Source organism: Bacteroidota bacterium (assembly GCA_016714535.1).
GTDB lineage: Bacteria > Bacteroidota > Bacteroidia > AKYH767-A > OLB10 > JADKFV01.
The window spans coordinates 95876-115551 of the sequence record JADKDR010000007.1 but is presented as its reverse complement, the minus strand read 5'-3'; the positions used below and the strand labels follow the sequence as shown (position 1 = coordinate 115551).

General features: G+C 38.3%; 13 protein-coding genes and 1 pseudogene. 8 read left to right on the top strand and 6 right to left on the bottom strand.

The window, feature by feature from the left end:
- Window positions 1-261 precede the first annotated feature (261 nt).
- The 3 genes from guaA (at window position 262) to IPO27_11855 (ending at window position 3751) form a co-directional block, all read left to right on the top strand.
- A complete protein-coding gene (gene guaA / locus IPO27_11865; protein ID MBK8847193.1) occupies window positions 262-1788 on the top strand; it encodes a glutamine-hydrolyzing GMP synthase in 1527 nt (508 codons plus the stop codon).
- Window positions 1789-1880: 92 nt separating this feature from the next.
- Window positions 1881-2549, top strand: a complete 669-nt coding sequence (gene hxpB, locus IPO27_11860) for a hexitol phosphatase HxpB (protein ID MBK8847192.1) — start codon at window positions 1881-1883, stop codon at window positions 2547-2549.
- Window positions 2546-3751 carry a glycoside hydrolase family 16 protein gene (locus IPO27_11855; protein ID MBK8847191.1) on the top strand — a complete coding sequence of 402 codons (1206 nt, stop codon included), beginning with the start codon at window positions 2546-2548 and terminating at the stop codon, window positions 3749-3751. The genes hxpB and IPO27_11855 overlap by 4 nt, the downstream gene beginning before the upstream one ends.
- Here IPO27_11855 and bshC read toward each other — a convergent pair.
- The gene (gene bshC / locus IPO27_11850) at window positions 3748-5337 is read right to left on the bottom strand and encodes a bacillithiol biosynthesis cysteine-adding enzyme BshC (protein MBK8847190.1); all 1590 of its coding nucleotides are present in this window, start codon (window positions 5335-5337) and stop codon (window positions 3748-3750) included. The genes IPO27_11855 and bshC overlap by 4 nt on opposite strands.
- A 94-nt stretch (window positions 5338-5431) precedes the next feature.
- Here bshC and IPO27_11845 point away from each other — a divergent pair, with 94 nt between their 5' ends.
- Complete coding sequence (locus tag IPO27_11845; protein ID MBK8847189.1) at window positions 5432-6241, top strand: class I SAM-dependent methyltransferase; 810 nt, start codon at window positions 5432-5434, stop codon at window positions 6239-6241.
- Window positions 6242-6248: 7 nt separating this feature from the next.
- On the opposite strand, the gene IPO27_11840 is transcribed toward IPO27_11845, so the two are convergent.
- The 4 genes from IPO27_11840 to IPO27_11825 all read right to left on the bottom strand — a co-directional run bounded on the left by IPO27_11840 (window position 6249) and on the right by IPO27_11825 (window position 12475).
- Complete coding sequence (locus IPO27_11840; GenBank protein ID MBK8847188.1) at window positions 6249-6455, bottom strand: hypothetical protein; 207 nt, start codon at window positions 6453-6455, stop codon at window positions 6249-6251.
- Between the two features lie 437 nt (window positions 6456-6892).
- The gene (locus IPO27_11835) at window positions 6893-8230 is read right to left on the bottom strand and encodes a T9SS type A sorting domain-containing protein (protein ID MBK8847187.1); all 1338 of its coding nucleotides are present in this window, start codon (window positions 8228-8230) and stop codon (window positions 6893-6895) included.
- Between the two features lie 5 nt (window positions 8231-8235).
- A complete protein-coding gene (locus IPO27_11830; GenBank protein ID MBK8847186.1) occupies window positions 8236-11142 on the bottom strand; it encodes a hypothetical protein in 2907 nt (968 codons plus the stop codon).
- A 517-nt stretch (window positions 11143-11659) separates the two neighbouring features.
- Window positions 11660-12475, bottom strand: coding sequence for a hypothetical protein (locus IPO27_11825; GenBank protein MBK8847185.1), 816 nt, complete (start codon window positions 12473-12475; stop codon window positions 11660-11662).
- Window positions 12476-12616: 141 nt separating this feature from the next.
- Between IPO27_11825 and accC the strand changes: the two are divergent.
- From accC to IPO27_11805, 4 genes and pseudogenes are all read left to right on the top strand, one after another.
- Window positions 12617-14108, top strand: a pseudogene (accC, locus tag IPO27_11820) (acetyl-CoA carboxylase biotin carboxylase subunit).
- Window positions 14109-14215: 107 nt separating this feature from the next.
- Window positions 14216-14833, top strand: coding sequence for a DUF4294 domain-containing protein (locus IPO27_11815; GenBank protein ID MBK8847184.1), 618 nt, complete (start codon window positions 14216-14218; stop codon window positions 14831-14833).
- Window positions 14834-15081: 248 nt separating this feature from the next.
- Window positions 15082-16143 (top strand): SPASM domain-containing protein, encoded by a 1062-nt coding sequence (locus tag IPO27_11810; protein ID MBK8847183.1) that lies wholly within the window; start codon window positions 15082-15084, stop codon window positions 16141-16143.
- A gap of 174 nt (window positions 16144-16317) precedes the next feature.
- Complete coding sequence (locus tag IPO27_11805) at window positions 16318-18327, top strand: dehydrogenase E1 component subunit alpha/beta (GenBank protein ID MBK8847182.1); 2010 nt, start codon at window positions 16318-16320, stop codon at window positions 18325-18327.
- An 18-nt stretch (window positions 18328-18345) separates the two neighbouring features.
- Here the strand turns inward: IPO27_11805 and IPO27_11800 are convergent, their stop codons facing one another.
- On the bottom strand, window positions 18346-19575 hold the full coding sequence (locus IPO27_11800; GenBank protein MBK8847181.1) for a tetratricopeptide repeat protein: 1230 nt from the start codon (window positions 19573-19575) through the stop codon (window positions 18346-18348).
- Window positions 19576-19676 lie beyond the last annotated feature (101 nt).

The window sequence follows — 19676 nt, the reverse complement described above, 5'->3', positions numbered from 1 at the left end:
GCAAGTAGGTACTAATTCTACATAATTTAATAATGTGTTGATTTTCAAATAATTAACATTTTTTCAGTGATTAATCTTCCTAAGAATAATTTTTCCGGTTTGATGTCAAATAATCACTTTCCATTAACAACCTGTTTAAGATTTTAATTTTGACCTCATAAATTGAGTGTTTTTTAATTCATAAGGCATGTTTTCATTTCATTTAACTCAATGATGTAACCTTACCTTCAATATTCTTAAATTAATTATTTCCTTCGCCCTATGCATCAGTCAATATTAATTATCGATTTTGGTTCACAGTACACACAATTGATAGCACGAAGAGTACGCGAACTTCAAGTGTATTGTGAGATAGTTCCTTACAACCACATTCCTGCTCAGTGGCAGTTATATAGTGGTATTATACTCTCAGGGAGTCCTTCAGGTGTTAATCAACCGGATGCCCCAAATATAGATACGGCCATGTTTCGTGGTAAGTTGCCCTTGCTAGGTGTATGTTATGGTGCTCAGTTGATTGCCCATCAGGGAGGTGGTAAGGTAGCGCCAGCCGCAATACGTGAGTATGGCAGAGCTACTATTAACCAACGTATATCCTCACTGTTATTAGATGGATTAACACCCAACTCGCAAGTATGGATGTCGCATGCCGATACCATCTTGCAAGAACCTGCAGGCTTCGAAATAATTGCATCTACCAATGATGTGGCCTGCGCGGCTTATCATATTGCAGGCGAGAAGACCTACGGTCTTCAGTTTCATCCTGAAGTTGTTCATAGCACCGAAGGCAAGATTATCGTCAGCAATTTTATTTACAACATTTGTGGATGCACAGGCGATTGGACCCCGGGTTCATTTATCGATGAAACGGTGCTAAATCTTAAGCAGAAACTTGGAAGCGATAAAGTAATTTTAGGCCTGTCCGGAGGAGTGGATAGCAGCGTTGCAGCCATGTTGCTAAGTAAGGCCATTGGTAAAAACCTCTTTTGCATTTTTGTTGACAATGGTCTGTTGCGAAAAGGTGAGTTTGCGCAGGTATTAACAACTTTTGAGCATTACGAATTAAATCTGATTGGGGTAAATGCAGCGCAGGAGTTTTACGATGCATTAAAAGGTGTTACCGACCCAGAGCAAAAACGAAAAATAATCGGACGTACGTTTATCGAAATTTTTGACCGCGAGGCGCATAAAATTGAAGATGTAAAATGGCTGGCGCAAGGCACCATCTATCCCGATGTTATCGAAAGTGTAAATGTAAAGGGACCTTCGGCCACCATAAAATCGCACCACAATGTGGGAGGCTTACCCGAGCGTATGAAACTAAAAATTGTAGAACCACTGCGCATGTTGTTTAAAGATGAAGTACGCGAAACCGGAAAGAGCCTTCAAATGCCTGATACATTGCTACAGCGACACCCATTTCCGGGACCTGGGCTGGGCATTCGTATCATAGGTGACATTACCCAAGATAAAGTAAAGATGCTTCAGGAAGCAGATGAAATATTTATAAGTGCATTGCACAAGCATAGTTTATATCATGAGGTATGGCAGGCAGGTGTTATGTTGCTGCCTGTTCAAAGTGTTGGTGTAATGGGTGATGAACGCACCTACGAAAACTGTGTGGCGCTGCGCGCTGTAACTTCAATTGATGGTATGACTGCAGACTGGGCGCATCTTCCATATCATTTTCTTGCGAGTGTTTCTAACGAGATAATCAATAAAGTAAAAGGTATTAACCGTGTAGTGTATGATATTAGCAGCAAACCACCTGCAACAATTGAGTGGGAATAAATAATGTATCATACTATTAATTGCCTTTTTTGAAAATTTAAAATGCCAATATTATTTAACAGATTCCAAGTTTATCAGGACTTCGTATTTAGATGCTAAGAGAAAAATATAAGGCCATCATATTTGATATGGATGGAGTACTCATTGACTCCGAACCGCTTTGGCGTAAGGCAATGATTGAAATTTTCAATTCAGTGGGCCTGCCCTTTGATGATGATAAATGCATAATGACTACTGGCCTCCGTATAGATGAAGTAACTCAGCATTGGTATGATATGCATCCATGGCCACATTATTCACCCGATGAGGTAGCAGAAAAAATTATTGATCAGCTTATACAATTAATAGAATTGCAAGGCAAATCTATGAAGGGTACCATGGAGTTGTTGTATTACCTGCAGCAACAAAATTATAAACTAGCGATTGCCACAAGCAGTAGTATGCGCATTGTTGAAGCAGTAATAACTACACTGAAACTTAACTCTTTTTTCAACATCATACATAGTGCAGAACACGAGGATTATGGCAAGCCGCATCCGGCAGTATTTATTTCCACAGCCAAAAAATTAAATTGCACCCCAGGCGAATGTCTTGTGATTGAAGATTCAGGTAATGGCATTATTGCAGCAAAGGCTGCTCGCATGCAGGTGGTTGCTGTGCCCGAACCTCACCTTGCCAATCATCCGGCCATGTTGCTTGCAAAAGGTATATACCCATCGTTAACTGAAGTGTGGCATGATTTTATAAGTGGAAAATTATGATTCGAAAATTCCTTTTTTTGTTTTCGTTTTGCATTTATGCTCCTTGGGCAAGCGGACAATATATGTTCAGGTTAAATGACAAGGACATCACTTGCCTTAATTATATTGGCGGAGATGAATTCAATACGAATAGACTTGATACCTCGGCATGGATAGACCGCCTACCATATTCCCGTGTTACGGTGCGAGAGCGAAGTTTTTACGCTTCTGAAAATGTTATCGTAGGCAATGGTGTGCTAACTTTAATTACTAAACCTGAAAAAAGAAAATATGTGCTTGAGTCTTATTTATACGACACGGTCTTATTTACTAAGAATAAAAATTTTCCGAATCAGTATGGTGAAATAACTACAGATTATACGGCAGGTATGATATGGTCACGAAAGCCCTATGCACATGGATACTTTGAGTGCAAAATAAAATTGGAGTTCAAGCGCGGCATGTGGCCAGCATTTTGGCTCTATGGAAAAGAAGGAAATGAAATTGATTTTGTAGAATACAAAGGCGAACGCAACAAGCAAATGCACATAGATGTGCATTGCCCCACTGGTTGCCGCAATTACATACAAGGCGCCCTTGGCTATAGAAAGCGATTTGGGCATTGGGTTGATGTAAATGGAAGTATTGCAGATCAATACCATCTTGTAAGCGGATGGTGGAACAAGGACGGTGTGCGTTTTTATTTAAACGGAAATTTACTTGGCATATACCGCGGATCCATATTAGCACCACAAGACATAATTGTAGGATTGGGTTTAGCCTCTGACGATGGCCCGTTTAATCCGGGACCCGATGCCTCTACGATCTTTCCTTGTAAATTGGAAGTAGATTACATACGTGCCTGGAGTGTTGATTCTGTTTTACCTTCTACTGCTTTCGAAAAGCTTGATTTTAGTTCATTGCCCAGAGTCAATTATAATCTTGTTCCCAAGGGCAAAATCAAATTCAAGCGCAAAGTAAAAGGGGAAATTTATGAGGATGTTTTTATTTCCATATTACCATTGGGCATTGGAAAGTGGATTGTGAATACCAACGGCCTTACAAAAGGCGATAGTGTTATTTTACAATTCATATCTGGAAACAAAGTGATAAAGCAATTACAACTTTCTGCCAATGGAGATAATATCATAGAACTTGCTTCTAAAGAAGGAGTAGAGGTGAAAGTAATTTACAAGGGCAATAATTATGTAAAGAAATTTTAGTACTCCATTATTTTCAACTTCATTTCAAATGGATTGCAAGCCTTTATCAATGCATCAATAAAAGACTCACTGTTCATGGCATAATGCCATGAAAAATTTTCGTGCCGCTCCTGCAAGGTATTCGCAGGAAAAATGGTTTCATGCATTTTTCGAATTTTACTGATGCTTGTTTCATGTTGTCGTTTTAATGCTCTTCGCATTTTATCTTCAATCGCATCAATCGATTTAAGTGTCTTTTGCAATTCTCCATTTACTGATTGCTCTAGTGTTTTGTCTAAACCAACGGCCTTTATTTTAATTTCTTCAAAAATTTTAGATATGCTTTTGCGCTCTTCTTCCATGTTCGCATTTTGTTCCTGATGTTTATCAACCCATTTATTAATGGCCACATCGGCATGTTGCATCAAGTCAGCCATTTCAATAGCTTCGTTACTTACTGTTTGCAATAATTTTTGATTTAGCAATAGGAAGCTATCGCGCAGTAATAGCATGGGGAAGGGAGTTTGGGTTTCATCAAACACTGCTTTTAATTGTAGCCAATAAGCAACTTCGCCCGGACCACCTATATAAGCCAGGTTGGGCAAAACATATTCCTGGTACAAAGGTCGCAAGACCACATTGGGACTAAATCTTTCAGGGTTTTTTTCTAGCTCGTCAAGCAATTCATTATTGGTAAATTGTTTGTTCGAATTTAGTAATTTAAAATTTCCGCCTTCTGATATTATTCGCTCTCGTGAATTTTGACCGAGGTAAAACAAATTTAATTCGCGTGGAGTAACTTGCAGTGCGTAGTCGCTTAATGCATTATTCGTTTTTATTACTGCATGGTGCGAAAAATTAGTGCTAATTTCTTTTTTAAAAACCGGAATAAAATTTCTTTTAAGTGCCGCATCCATTCCATCAACAATCACCAAACCATATTTTCCAAATAATGCATGCACCAATTTATGAGTGGCTTGAGATAGATTTATTGTATTGGAATAAGCCTCGGTTATAACGCTATTCCAGGTTTCATTCTTTCCAATCTCGGGAAAGTCGATTTTTATTTCATCAATTATTTTACTAATGCCTTCTATACTTGCAAGGCCTGCAGCTCCTGTCCATGCTGTGTTCCAAGCATATGCTTTGTCTTTTATATGCAAGTGGTTTATTTCTGCAATATCATGATCTTCGCTTGCCATCCAGTACACGGGGATAAAATCATAGTCAGGATATGCAAGCTTCAACATGTGGCAAGTGCTTATGGTACTACATATTTTATAAATAAAATATAACGGACCGGTTAATATATTCAGTTGATGTCCGCAGGTAATTGTAAAGGCAGATGATGTTGCAAGCAGCTTAATATTATCCAAGGTTTGTTTGCATTCATATTGATCTACGTGTGCATACTGCCTGGTAAGTGCGGTAACCAAGGTTTCTCTAAATGGAAAGTTTTTTTTAGCATCAATAAGTTTGGTTATTGATGCCATGGTAGGTTCGCTACTGTATAAAGGTTGCAACGTTTTTTTGCCTGCGAGATAATCTCGTGTTAAAGCCGGAATAATGGGCAAGGATGTTATATCAATAGCAGCGTTTAGTTTCAATTTCGATGTTTTAGCAAGCAAAGAAAGCGAATAATAAAAGTGTGAAGCAAATATTCAAATCAAATTCATACTATTGCTTCCCTGTAAATTTAGCATGGAAAATAAGGAAACATTAAAGCAGGAAGTTCACGACTTTTGGAACGAGGCATCGTGTGGAACTTTTGCTGCGCATAGTGAAAAGTATACAAAGGCGTATTACGAAGAAATAGAAGCCTACCGTTACAGTAAAGAACCTGAGATAAGGGAGTTTGCACAATTTGATAAGTGGAAGGGCAAAAAAGTACTCGAAGTTGGCTTGGGTGCCGGTACCGACTTTTTGCAATGGTGTCGCAATGGAGCACTGGCTTATGGTATTGACTTAACCGAAGAGGGTATTGCACATGTACAACATCGCCTTCATTTATATAATTTAAGTGCGGTTGAGTTTAAAGTAGCCGATGCCGAAAGCATTCCTTATCCTGACAATTCGTTTGACCTTGTTTACAGTTGGGGAGTAATTCATCATTCGCCCGATACCGAAAAGGCATATAGCGAGCTTGTGCGGGTGTGCAAGCCAGGTGGTGAAATCCGTTTTATGGTTTATCATTACGATTCAGTGCTTACGCGCTTCTTCTGGCTTAAGCATGCACTGTTAAAACTAAAACCTTGGAAATCGAAAGCATGGGTATTATGGAACCATATGGAAAGTATTGGTACGAAGGCTTACACACATAAGAGCATTGCTGCTATGATGAAACCTTATAAGGCAGAAGTATTAAGTATCACATCTCCATTTACATGGTACGATACCATGCAAAGGCATCACCCCCTGCTTAAAATTGCTGATGCAATAACACCTTTGTTTTATAACAAAGAAAAAAATGGCTGGTTTTTAAAAATGATTTGTCGGAAAACAATCGATTGATGCTGTTCTAATAATCATCGTCATCATCGTCATCAAAGTTGGATTCAAAGTTCATTCCATCCTCGTCCATTAAGTTTTCACTAAACTCATCTTCATTGTCAAACTGATCATCAAGTTTGTTTTTGGTACTCTTTTTCAGCGGTTGCATTTTCGATGGTTTCCGCAAGTCGTCAGCTTTGCCTGCAGGCTTTAGCGGTTTTGCTTTTTTCGACATTTTTAAATAATATGTTGGTTTTCGTTTTTATTCAGATTAAATAGTCACACACACAGAAAATCATCATTATCCTTCAACAAATTTATATAAAAACCTCCCTACACCCCATTTCAATCACGTAAAATTGTGTTCTTTTTTTTAACAGATTTTTTAACAAAGCACTTTCCGTTTCATAGAACACCGCTCGCCCACATTTGCAATGCGGATGTCCCATTTTTTATGCTCGTCCGCATTTGCAATGCGGATATTCTATATTCACCACTAATCAGAATTTCCGATGCAAAAGAGCTGCATAACATATAAAATGGCTTCACAAACAGCATAAGCCAGTTTGTTCCTACTTTCAATTAACTTAAAAAAAATCAACCTCTCCAAATGGAGAGGCTGAAATTATCTTTACAATATGCTTTTTTAAAAGGTTCACAAACACCCAACCATTACCGCACCACCACAAACCTCGTATGCCTTTGTTTATCACCATTGCTTATTACAGCAGTGTAGAGGCCATTTGCAAATAAGCTCACATCTATTTGTTCTTGTGGTGCAATTGTTTTTTGCAAAAACAAATTGCCATATACATCGTATATGGTTATGGTTGCTTTCCGGTTGAGCAAATCATTTGGAATTGCAAACCTAACATAATCACTTGCCGGATTTGGAAAGGCGCTATCTTCATCTTGCAGCGTTAACTCTATTTGGCTGGTGAAGATGGTGTTGCCCAGGGAGTCGCATTTGACTAAACAAGCATACCAAATAGAGTTCTTAAAAAGAAATCCTAAATAGGCAAATCCATTGTCCTTTGTCTTTTTAATATCGAATATTTCACTTACTTCAGTATGAAAGCTAAATAAGGTATCAGCATCTTGATTTATAAAATAATGCAAATTACTTAATCCATGTCCACGGATAAGAAATACATTGGAATCGTAAGGTAGTATAAATTCATAGGTAGTACCAAAAAAAATATCTTTAGTCCATAGTGTATCTCCAGTATTTCTATCTAATTTCATAAAATCGTAATCACCGCGGTCGCATGCTATTAAGTAGTTACTATCAGGGCAAACCACACCGGTTGGATAAAGGTCACCTTGCGTATTCCACCACAAATCGCCATAAGTTCGATTCCAAAGTATATTACCCATGCTATCTCTTCTTTGTACCTGCCAGGCGTCGTAAGTGCCCCCGCTCCATCCACAGGCAAAGTAACCATTATCAATATCCTCATACATAATTCCTGCAAAACCCATTTGCATATAATCATGCCAGACATTATTGAAGTTACTATCTACCTTTTGAAATGCATAATCAAAATTGCTGGCATTGGTTAATACAAAACCTTGGTCTTTGCTTCGCTTAATAAAACGAGAATCTGCATAAACGCCATTTGTAAAAATATATCTACTATCTACACTATCTCCATTCAAATTAATAATTGCAAAATTGACAGTACCTATATTAAGTTTAAAAGAAGTAGCTACAATTATCAAAGTGTCATTTAACTTTTCAATATTTAATATTCCCTTCCAATCATGAAACATTTTAAACCAAATTTGATTTCCAAATTTATCAAGACGAAATATAAATGATTCATAATTCCCTCCAAATAATTTATCTTCATTACGACCCGCACAAATATATCCCGAATCGTTTAGCTCTATAAATGTGTGTGTATAGGTATGATACCCAATTTGATTTTTATAAAAAAAAGTTGACTGCGAATAACCAGTTGAGCTTGTTATTGATATAATAACCAACAAAGTTAATATTCCTCTCATACAACTTACTTTGCAATTTGAAATGGAAAATTTTGTATTAAACCACGAGATGTTTTAGCTTTTAGCAAATAAAAACCATTTGTTAGACCATTAAGATTTAACAAATAATTTACCTTGTCAATTTTGGTGATCATTGGATAAAATTTTCTGCCTAATAAATCTTCGCAAGTAATTTCAATAAACTCATGATTAGAACTTAATTTTATGTAATCTCTTGCAGGGTTAGGGAATAAAGTTAAGGTGGAATTATCAGAAAAATATTTTGAAGCTAGATTACTAATATCCGAAGTGTAAATAAGCGAAGTATTTGCAATTTTTGCTTCAGGTAATCCTAGTATCAAATTGACCTGATCTCCAGGTCTTGAATTAATTGTACCTAGCGAGGTAAGCAACAAGCCATCATCTATACCTGGTCCCATTCCATATTGAAACCACTGAAATCCTGCAATTTGTGTATTGCCATAGTCTTCAGTAGGGTCGTCTTGGTCTCCATTTGTGCCTCCTGAATAAGGGTCTGCGCCACTTGATCTAATACCCGCTCTGCTTAAATATTGATAAGCAAATAACTTTTCAACTTCGGGCATATAATGCACTCCTATGGTTGGATTAAAATGAATGTTACTATTATAAGTTCGAGGCCATTCAAGGCCAACACCGCTGTTGGCATCAGTCCATTCGCATTCGTATAACATTAAATCTCCAAGATACGATTCATTATCACCGACTGTTGGACAACCATTTGCATGTCTTAAAGATCGTAGGTAGGGATAGCACTTAATTTTTGTACCATTTGCGTTCGGTTCACCAAGTAATTCGAGCCGATATCGCATGCGCTGGTTTTCACTTTCATTGGTGTTATTTTGCATTACGCCAGTTAAAAATGTTGTTGGGTCATTATTAATAACATCACCAGTTAGGTCAAATTCTTCCCTATTCCAATAACCTAGTGATAACCCATCAAAGCCTAAATCTCTAATATAATGCAATGCTTCAATAGAATTATCTTTGGTGGTTGACGCTGTTGTACCACCATTAGTCCAATTAAAAACATTATTAGCCATTTGTTGTACTCCTGTAAATATTATGGCATTTAAATAACATTGTATAAGTTTAACACCAGTTGTTGTACTATTGGTTCTTGCATCCAGGCACGCATTGGCAACTGTTATCCAATTTTCAAAACCTAATCGCGCAGATCCATAATTTACCGTAGGTGAACCATAATCCTGTGTCCAATATTCATAATCCAACATAATACCGTCAAATCGCTCGTGAGCATTTGGATTATTAACGGGCTTATTAAATTCAATAAATGCATCATACTCTTCATCCCAATGTGTGATTGAACCGCCTGATACTTCATCATCATAGCTGTAAGTACTATTAAAATTACCTCCGTTTGTTACTAAAGTGGGGTCTAAATTATAAACACCCTGATTTGGGGCAGCACCCGTGCGATCATCTAACCATTGTGCATATACTGTGATATTATTTTGATGCAGTAATTTAATAGTGTTTTTCATGTTACTTCTGATCGTGCTTCCATCCGCAGGATGATCAACATTGTTATTTAAAGGATTAGGATAGTTGCTAAACACCAAACCAGATAGATCTTCTCGAAATGCATCTTCTAAGTGTCCGAAGACTACTGTGGAAATTTTGGCCTTCTGACAATACTCGACCAATTCATTTATCTTAACCGCAGCTGTTTTGTGTCCGATTAAATTTGTATTATCATCTACCCAAATAAATTCTTTGGTTCTAGGATACATGGCATTACTGCCACTATGTGAGCTGTACCTCCAGCCATTCATTACCCACAATCCTCTTGGATAATAAATTTTATTCTTTACAGGCATTCCTATTGCCATGGAGGATGCTTCGCTGTTATCAATATTTGCGGTACCTGCAACTATAATGTTGTCATCATCATCAAAGCATACGGCACGTAGCACATCATTAAGCTCTTCTCCAAAATAGAATTCTTCTATCACATCACCGTAATTATTTACTCTAATCGCATATCCTTGATTATTTGATTCACTTATAAAACTGCTTCCTGCCATGGTATAGGATAAATCTTCATTCTCGGCAATATCATACATTACATCATCAGTTTCAGTAGGGTATTGTCTTTGCCATATTAACGTTCCATCAGCCCAAACTTTTAAGAGCAAAGCATCATATGAATTGTTAGTCAGATTTTTCGATTTACCCGCAATAAGATATCCACCATTTGTGATAGGTTTAATACTGTATGCCATTTGATTCTCAGGATATACGTATTTATTATCCCAAATAAGGTTGCCTAGTGCATCGGTACATACAAGATACACATCCTGATTCGTATTATTGTTTGCATTACCACAACTACCTGCTATCATAAATCCTCCTTCTGTGGTTTCACATATACTATAACCAACTTCATCTAAGGCAGTACCGTAGGTATTTGTCCATTGCAATGTACCTAGACTATTAAGTTTTACTAAATTTAAATCGCGACCTCCTGCTCCAACGCTATTTGTAAATCCAGTTGCAAGAAAACCCCCATCGCTTGTTTGCAGCACACTGTAACTACCTTCATTGAGCGAGCCGCCATTGGTTCGTGTCCACAAGATTGCACCATCAGCATCTAGCCGCACTAAAAAGAAATCTGCAAATCCGTTACCATAGCTTTTGGTATAGCCGGCTATAATAAACCCTGCATCAGCTGTTGCATTTATGCAATAACCTTCATCGTCATATTCCCCACCAATGGTTTTGGTAAATATGGTGTCGCCATTGATGTCAAATTTGCAAACGAATACATCTTTAAATGCATTGTCTACAATAGAGCTGCCACATGCTGCAAATTTCCCATCGGCCAATGCTGCTACAGAATTGCCAGTACAATTAAATCCATTATTTATCATGATGTTGAAATTAGAATTTTGCGCATAGCTAATATAATAACTTGAGCAAAATACAATTATGCATGATAGTAAATACTTAATTGGCCAACAACTGAATTTAAGTTGCCAGTGTGTGTGTGTAAGCGAAAATGGTTTGCGATGCAATACTGCTGATACTCTCAACTTCGCATACAGCTACCGATACAATGCCGGATTTGGGCAATTCATTTTTCATACGTTTGTTTTTTAATTTGTAAATACTGGTAAAAACTCGGAATACAATGTGCCCAAAGGCAAATGATTTTTTTGCAATTACAAAGTAACGTGATTTATTTTTAGAAAAGCAAATTTTAATTTTGCTCCCATCAGCTTTTGCACTTTGATGTAATAACTATTTTAGTTTTGTTGCTAACACTTGCTTTTCGAAAAGAGAAGAGGCTGCCTCCTTTGAGACAGCCTCCATTCGTATCATAATTACTACCAGCCATTTTTTAGAAACTGCAATCAGGTAGCATCTATGTTAATTATTAAACAGGCTCTAAAAATAAAAATTCAAGTTAAGCGCTCCATAGCCAGTATCGTTGTCCAGATTAAACTGCGATGACTTAGGCAAGGAGGTGATTTTTTTTGTTATTTCTCCGCTGCCGCTATCAGTATTCCATCGCTCTTCACGAATTTCTCCTTTTGCCGTAGCTTCAAACAAAAAGCCCCAACCATACTCTGCACTCACAGACATACGCGGGGCAAAAAAATACTGTGCACCAATAAAACCACGAACACCAATACCTGTGCTTGCACCATTGCGCACCAGTGTAACTCTATTACTAAATGCAGGGTTTACCGTATCGCTTAGCGATTCGCCATATTTAAAACTTGTCTTGTTGCTGCCATAGCGCAACAATGCTTCGCCTCCATAATAACCTTGAAAACGGCTACTACCAATCGCTTTTTGCACACCAGCTCCAAGTTGTATATCACTTATCGTTTTCTTTTCGGTATTAGCTACTTTAAGTTCATTGGGGTTACTGCCGCCTATTAGTACAAACGTGTCGCGGCTTACTGAGCTAACTCCAATACGGGTATTTAGCCTGTATATTTTTTTCTCGCTTTTTACATATAACACCGAAACCGATAATGGATGCACTCCGGTAAATGCGAATCCGGGTGCCTGGTTCCCTTTTTGACTAAACATATTTCCGGCATAGTTCAAAAAAGGAGTGGCACTTACACTTATTCCCCACGATTTGGGCTGAGGCAAAATGGCAACTCCGTTTTTATTTTTTAATTGTTGCGCACGCAGCGAGCATGTAATTAGAATACCTAAACAAATAAGGATGATTTTTTTACTGAACATAATTTATTAAAATTAAAATTTAAAAGTTAAATTAAAAATTCGCGGCAGCGGATAATCAGCTACCAAACGAATTATTGAATACAATAGTATATATTATTTAAAAATGCAGTAATCTTGGCGACTCAATTTTTAAACAACTATATGAAGATAAAAAAATTGTTAGTGGCCAATCGTGGAGAAATAGCCATACGAATAATGCGCAGTGCCCGCGAGATGGGTATTTGTACCGTAGCCGTATATAGTGAGGCTGATCGTAATGCATTGCATGTGCGTTATGCAGATGAGGCAGTTTACCTGGGCGAAGCCGCATCATCGCAATCGTACCTGCGGGGCGATAAAATAATTGAAGCAGCACGACAGACTCATGCTGATGCTATACATCCAGGATATGGCTTTTTGAGCGAGAACTCAAACTTCTGCCGGCAGGTTGAACAGGCAGGGCTGATATACGTTGGTCCCCCTGCAGATGCTATGGATTGCCATGGGCGGTAAATTATCTGCTAAGGCTACTGCCAAAGCATGCCAGGTGCCATTGGTGCCCGGTACAGATGAGGCATTGACCGATGTAGCGTTAGCAAAAAAAACAGCACGTGAAATAGGATTTCCTATTTTGATAAAAGCCAGTGCGGGTGGTGGAGGCAAGGGTATGCGACTAGTGGAGCACGAATCGGAATTGGAAGAAAAACTGCAGATGGCTCAAAGTGAAGCCCGTTCTTCGTTTGGCGATGATGCTGTTTTTATAGAAAAATTTGTTGCCTCCCCTAAGCATATCGAAATTCAGGTGCTTGGTGATAAACATGGCAACATGGTATATTTATTCGAGCGCGAATGCAGTATACAGCGCAGGCATCAAAAAGTAATTGAAGAAGCCCCCTCAAGTTGTCTTACAGCTGAGGTGCGCAAACAAATGGGCGAGTGCGCTGTTCGCGTTGCCCAAGCTGTTGGCTATTATAATGCCGGCACAGTTGAATTTTTGGTAGATGAAAAACTCAATTTCTATTTTCTTGAAATGAACACACGCTTACAGGTGGAGCATCCGGTAAGCGAAATCATATGTGGTATCGATCTGGTTAAAGAACAGATTCGCATTGCCGAAGGCAATGCGCTTCCATTTGCCCAAGAAGATTTAAAAATTAATGGCCATGCTATTGAAGCGCGTGTATATGCCGAAGATCCCCAAAATAATTTTTTACCCGATATTGGTACGTTACAAACGTATCGAACCCCTCAAGGTAATGGTATACGTGTTGATGATGCCTATTTAGAAGGAATGGATATTCCAGTGTATTACGATCCTATGATAGCTAAATTAATAGTTTATGCAGATACGCGCCAACATGCCATTGATAAGATGATTCGTGCCATTGATGATTATCACATTACCGGAATCAAAACAACACTGCCCTTTTGCAAATTGGTAATGAATGATCAACATTTCCGTGAAGGAAACTTTGATACTAATTGGATAAAAAAATATTTCCAACCTGAAATGCTTGATGCATATGATGATGATGAGGCTTGCATTGCTGCGGCTTTTGCCTCAGAGGTGCTGCAACAAAAATCTCTTGTCACTACAAACAATACCTCGGTTGCGTCAGGCGCCTATCCCTCAAAATGGAAAATGCTAAGGTGAATTAAGAATGAATGACTAATTCAAAAAACAGGATTTAGTATGTTAATTGAATGAGTAACAACAATGCATAAAGTATTATTTTATTTTATTTGCATTGAAATAAGCTGATGAAACTAAAAAGGATTGTACAAATTGTTGTTCTAAAAGCTGCCATAGTTTATTCCATGGCAAGCGTAGCACAAAACACCACCACCAATGCCATCGTTATTGATGGCGATACCATTCCATTGGTTTATATGCGAGCGGTAGAAGTTGTGGGCAACCTTAGCCCCGAAGCAGCAGCTAACATGGCTAAATATGCTAAACTAAGGCGTGATGTATTGCGAGCATATCCTTACGCAAAACTTGCATCGGCCAAAATGAAAGAAGTAAACGACCATATAGCTACTTTAAAAACTGAACGTGAGCGCAAAAAATATGTGAAATCTACCGAAGGGGTGCTTAAAGAGGAGTTTGAAAAAGATTTAAAAAACCTGACCATTGGGCAAGGTAGAATATTGATAAAATTAGTTGACCGCGAAACAGGCAACAGCACTTTTGCTCTTATAAAGGAATATCGCGGAGGCTTTCAGGCTGTAATGTGGCAAGGGTTTGCTAAGTTATTTGGCAGTAATTTAAAAAGTGAGTACGACCCTGAAGGCGAAGACGCGGTTATCGAAGCCATAGTAAAGCAAATAGAAACCGGACAGCTACCTATACCTGCTGCTTATATGAATAAAAAGTAAACTACAGTTTAGCTTTTTATATATCTATTCCACATTTAGTTTTGCTTTTCTTGACTCAGCATGTAGCTGTTTTTCATCTTTATTAAGCTAATCGAAATTAAATTTAATTCTTAATGGTATGATTAATATCAGTTATCTGACAATCATTAGGCATCTTTTCTCATGATAACATAAACCTTTTTTGTAATCATTAAAAAAACAAGAGTTATTCTAATTGCTTTTGCAGATAAACTGCAAAAGTATTTTTTATGAATACTTCGCGCTTTACTATAAACATAATGCTTTCGCTTCGACTAACAACATTTGAAATTAAGAACTTGCTTGTTCAACGCATTGGCAAGAGTAATTTTTTATGGAAATTTGTAAAGGTAGGGCAAAGCCTGTCGTTCGTTTATAACTATGCTATACACTGCGCCATTGGATTGAATTCGCGCACATCAGTTACCGAAATTAATATTGAACTTGTAAGCTACTGTAACCTGCGTTGCCGCATGTGCTCGCTCGATCATCTTAAACCAAAGGTGCGTATGACTGCTGATTTGCTAAAACTTTTTTTTCAACAGTTGCTAAATGATAAACGTTTTAGAAATATTGATACCATACACCTGTACAACGCAGGCGAAGTTTTGTTGCATCCTAAAATTGAAGAGATGCTGGCTATAATTAAGCAGGCAAAAGAAGAAGCTATTAGCCGAAAAATTCCTTTTCCTAAAGTTGCTTTGCTTACAAACGCAACCATTTTAGACGAAAAGAAATCGGCCATATTAATTAGTGCCGACATACTTGATAACATTCGATTCAGCATGGATGGCGGCAATAAGGAAAACTTTGAGCAAATGCGCGACCGCGCCAAGTGGGACGAATTTGCAACCAACATCGAAACTTTCTGCGCATTGAATAAGCAAAGTAGCAATCCTATTAAAACCGGAATTATTACACTGATAGATTATAAATACAAGGCAGACACATCGTGGATGAGCAATGAGTTTAAAAAATTACTGAATACGGTGGATGGTTATGAGTTACGATATGCGCATAATTGGGGTGGAGATATAGATGTTCCCGAAATCAGTACAAAACGTAACTATAAAATTGGTTGCAGCCTCTTAATGCATCAGATGGTTTTTCTGCCCAATGGCGATATTACCGTTTGTTGTGCTGATCTTAATTCAAAAGGAGTGATTGGCAATATTCAAAGCAATACGCTGTACGAAATATATAAAAAGCCTGAACGCCTGAAAATGCTTTCGCTATTCATGCGAAACCGCAAGCATGAAATAGAATTGTGTAAAAACTGCGAGTCCTTTTAATTTTTTAAGAGGTAGTTAAAGATTTATTTTTTGAATTTGTTATAATCCAATTTTTGATTTGGAAGCCAAGTTTTGAGTGCCATAGCATCGTACTACATTTTACAATCATAACAATCATAATCTCAATATTTCAACTCCCAACTATTGCCTACCTTTGCACAAAAAAACACAGGTATGGAAGAAACGGCATTATTCGAACGAGTTATCAACTATAACCCCAAAGGACTGGATGCAGCATCAATGATAGGCCTTTATCGTTCTATTCTAAAGCCTAGAATGATAGAAGAAAAAATGCTGATACTGCTGCGGCAGGGTCGAATAGCAAAGTGGTTTTCAGGCATAGGGCAAGAGGCAATTGCTGCGGGTGTGGCCATGGGATTAGATAACGATGAGTATATACTTCCCATGCATCGCAACCTGGGTGTATTTACTACCAGGCAAATTCCACTCAATCGTTTGTTTTCGCAATTTCAGGGCAAAGAGGGAGGATTTACAAAAGGGCGCGACCGTTCGTTTCACTTTGGTACACAAGAGTATAAGATAATTGGAATGATATCACATCTTGGTCCGCAATTGGCATTGGCCGATGGAATTGCATTGGCACATTTACTGCGCAATGAAAAAAAATGTACTGCCGTATTTTCTGGTGATGGAGGAACAAGCGAAGGCGATTTTCATGAAGCACTTAATGTTGCAGCTGTGTGGAATCTTCCGGTAATTTTTGTTATCGAAAATAATGGATATGGTTTATCAACCCCTTCATCAGAACAGTTCCGTTGCAAAAATTTTGTTGACAAAGGAATAGGTTATGGTATGGATGCCATGAAAGTGGATGGTAATAATATCATTGAAGTGTATAATGCGATAAAAAAATTATCAAAAAGCATACGCGAAAATCCGCGCCCGGTAATATTTGAATGCATTACATTCAGAATGCGCGGTCACGAAGAGGCTTCAGGAACAAAATATGTTCCGCAAGAGTTACTTGACGCGTGGGCAAAAAAAGATCCAGTGCGCAACTATGAAAAATATTTAGTTGATGAGGGCATTATCAATGCTAAAGATATAGAACAAATTCGGGCAGAGTTTAAGCAGGAAATAGAAACTGCTTTGGCCATAACTTTTGCCGAAGGTCTGCCGCAATCTACTCCCGATAGAGAACTGGCAGAAATTTACGCCCCATTTGCAAACCAGCCTGTTTTGCCTACTACGGTTGTGCAAACAGAAAAAAGATTTCTTGATGCCATAACCGATGCCATGCGACTAGCTATGAAAAAGCATGATAACCTCGTTATAATGGGGCAAGATATTGCAGAGTATGGTGGCGTGTTCAAAGCTACGCTTGGCTTTATGGACGAGTTTGGAAAGGCGCGCGTTCGTAATACACCTATTTGTGAAAGCGCTATTGTTGGTGCAGGCTTAGGAGTTTCAATTAATGGCGGCAAGTCGATAGTCGAAATGCAATTTGCCGATTTTGTTACCTGTGGTTTTAATCAGATAGTAAACAACCTGGCAAAGACCTATTATCGTTGGGGGCAACATGCGGATGTGGTAATACGCATGCCTACAGGAGCGGCAGTAGGGGCAGGGCCTTTTCATTCGCAAAGTACCGAGGCCTGGTTTTTCCATGTTCCCGGATTGAAAATAGTTTATCCCGCTTTTCCGGCAGATGCCAAGGGACTTCTTCTGGCAGCTTTAGAAGATAGTAACCCGGTAATGTTCTTTGAACATAAGGCCTTATACCGAAGTGTAACGGAGCCTGTATACGATGATTACTTTACTATCGAAATTGGAAAAGGGGTGTTGCGCAGTGTGGGTGATGATATTACGATAGTTACATATGGCCTCGGTGTGCACTGGGCGTTAGAAGCATTAAAAGATAATCCTGAAATAAAAGCTGACCTGATTGATTTACGTACACTGCTTCCGTGGGACAAGGATTTGGTAATCTCGTCCGTTAAGAAAACCGGAAAGTGCATTGTCATGCATGAAGATACCATTACCGGTGGCATTGGTGCCGAGATTGCATCAGCTATAAGTGATGAATGTTTTAATTACCTTGATGCTCCTGTTAAACGCGTTGGCGCACTCGATACCCCCGTACCAATGAGCGAAGAATTAGAATGGAACTTTTTACCAAAAAAGCGATTTGCCCAGGCCTTAATTAAAATATGGCAATTCTAGTTTAAGCCTTTCGGATAATTATTGATTTGGTGCATTCATTACCTGTTTAGCAAATTCAGGATTGATTTGAGCACCAATCTGCTGACAAAACTGCAACTCACGTTTTGCATCATTATATCTTCCTAATTGAAAATAAGCTTGCACACGTCCCGTGTATGCAGAAGCTAGTTCAGGATTAATCTGTATTGCTTTGTTCAAATCATTTAGCCCTTCCTGCGGTTTATTGAGTTGTAATAACGTCATCCCACGTGTTTGATAATTTTCGGAAGTGTTTGGCCATTTACTTATAAGGTAGTCGAGGTCTTTCATCGACTCATCAAAGCGTTTCATTTGGGCAAGTGCAATTGCCCGGTTATGCATAGCCTCGCGATAGTCTGGTTTTAATTTTACTGCCATATTAAAATCAGCGAGTGCCAGATCAAATTTTCCCTGAATGCTATATACAATTCCACGATTGCTATAGGCAAGTTCATAATTGGGGTCATACTTAATAGATGCATTAAGGTCGCGCTCTGCGCTTACAAGGTCGTTTAATGTTTGACCATAATATTTGCCGCGGTTGTTTAATGCAGTTGATACAGTTGGAAATTGTTCAATGCAATTATTCCAAAGTGTAAGGCTGTTTTGCCAAACCTCGCAGCGTTGGGCAGTAGCGTAAGCAAGTACTGCACTATAAATGCCTATCAAAGCTAGAAGAGGGATTTTTAATGCATTGTTTTTGGTAATCAAAAAATTGATTCCATATGCTATTAAAAAGCATAAACCAATAGATGGGACTAAGCTGTAACGCTCGCTAAACATGGTAGGACCAACCGGCACATATTGCAACACAAGTACAATGGTTGCAACAAAAATTCCACTGCAAAAGAAAAATATTTTGGTTTGCTTCATACTCCAGATAACTAATCCTGCAAGTACCGCAACAATGGCCGGAGCAATATAAAAATCGGTGGGCAGTTGTCCAGGTAGTAAAGATGGGTAAGGGTAGAAGTTAGATAAATTTATAGGCACAATCAATTTCCAAATATATTGCAATAAGTTATGACAGGTAATCCCGATTTTATCATAGAAGGTATGAAGTCCAGATTTGGCAATTGTTCCTGAAGCATCAACCGATTTTACCTGCACAATTCCAATGATAATTGATGGAATAACAAATAGAAGTTTTTCGATGATTAGGCGAAGATCAACTTTACGGCTGTACCAATAATCTATCATAATGGCTACACCAACAAAAGTTACTGCCATTACTTTACTGAATAATGAAATAATGAATAAGATGAACGCAAGGGCTAAAAAGTGCCAGGCAAAATTTTTCTTTACATACTGCAAATAGCAAATTAGTGCTG

Coding starts and splice junctions, on each gene's coding strand:
- guaA (MBK8847193.1), top strand. CDS start 262: ATGCATCAGTCAATATTAATTATCGATTTTGGTTCACAGTACACACAA.
- hxpB (MBK8847192.1), top strand. CDS start 1,881: ATGCTAAGAGAAAAATATAAGGCCATCATATTTGATATGGATGGAGTA.
- IPO27_11855 (MBK8847191.1), top strand. CDS start 2,546: ATGATTCGAAAATTCCTTTTTTTGTTTTCGTTTTGCATTTATGCTCCT.
- IPO27_11845 (MBK8847189.1), top strand. CDS start 5,432: ATGGAAAATAAGGAAACATTAAAGCAGGAAGTTCACGACTTTTGGAAC.
- IPO27_11840 (MBK8847188.1), bottom strand. CDS start 6,455: ATGTCGAAAAAAGCAAAACCGCTAAAGCCTGCAGGCAAAGCTGACGAC.
- IPO27_11835 (MBK8847187.1), bottom strand. CDS start 8,230: ATGAGAGGAATATTAACTTTGTTGGTTATTATATCAATAACAAGCTCA.
- IPO27_11830 (MBK8847186.1), bottom strand. CDS start 11,142: ATGATAAATAATGGATTTAATTGTACTGGCAATTCTGTAGCAGCATTG.
- IPO27_11825 (MBK8847185.1), bottom strand. CDS start 12,475: ATGTTCAGTAAAAAAATCATCCTTATTTGTTTAGGTATTCTAATTACA.
- IPO27_11815 (MBK8847184.1), top strand. CDS start 14,216: ATGAAACTAAAAAGGATTGTACAAATTGTTGTTCTAAAAGCTGCCATA.
- IPO27_11810 (MBK8847183.1), top strand. CDS start 15,082: ATGAATACTTCGCGCTTTACTATAAACATAATGCTTTCGCTTCGACTA.
- IPO27_11805 (MBK8847182.1), top strand. CDS start 16,318: ATGGAAGAAACGGCATTATTCGAACGAGTTATCAACTATAACCCCAAA.
- IPO27_11800 (MBK8847181.1), bottom strand. CDS start 19,575: ATGGCAGTAACTTTTGTTGGTGTAGCCATTATGATAGATTATTGGTAC.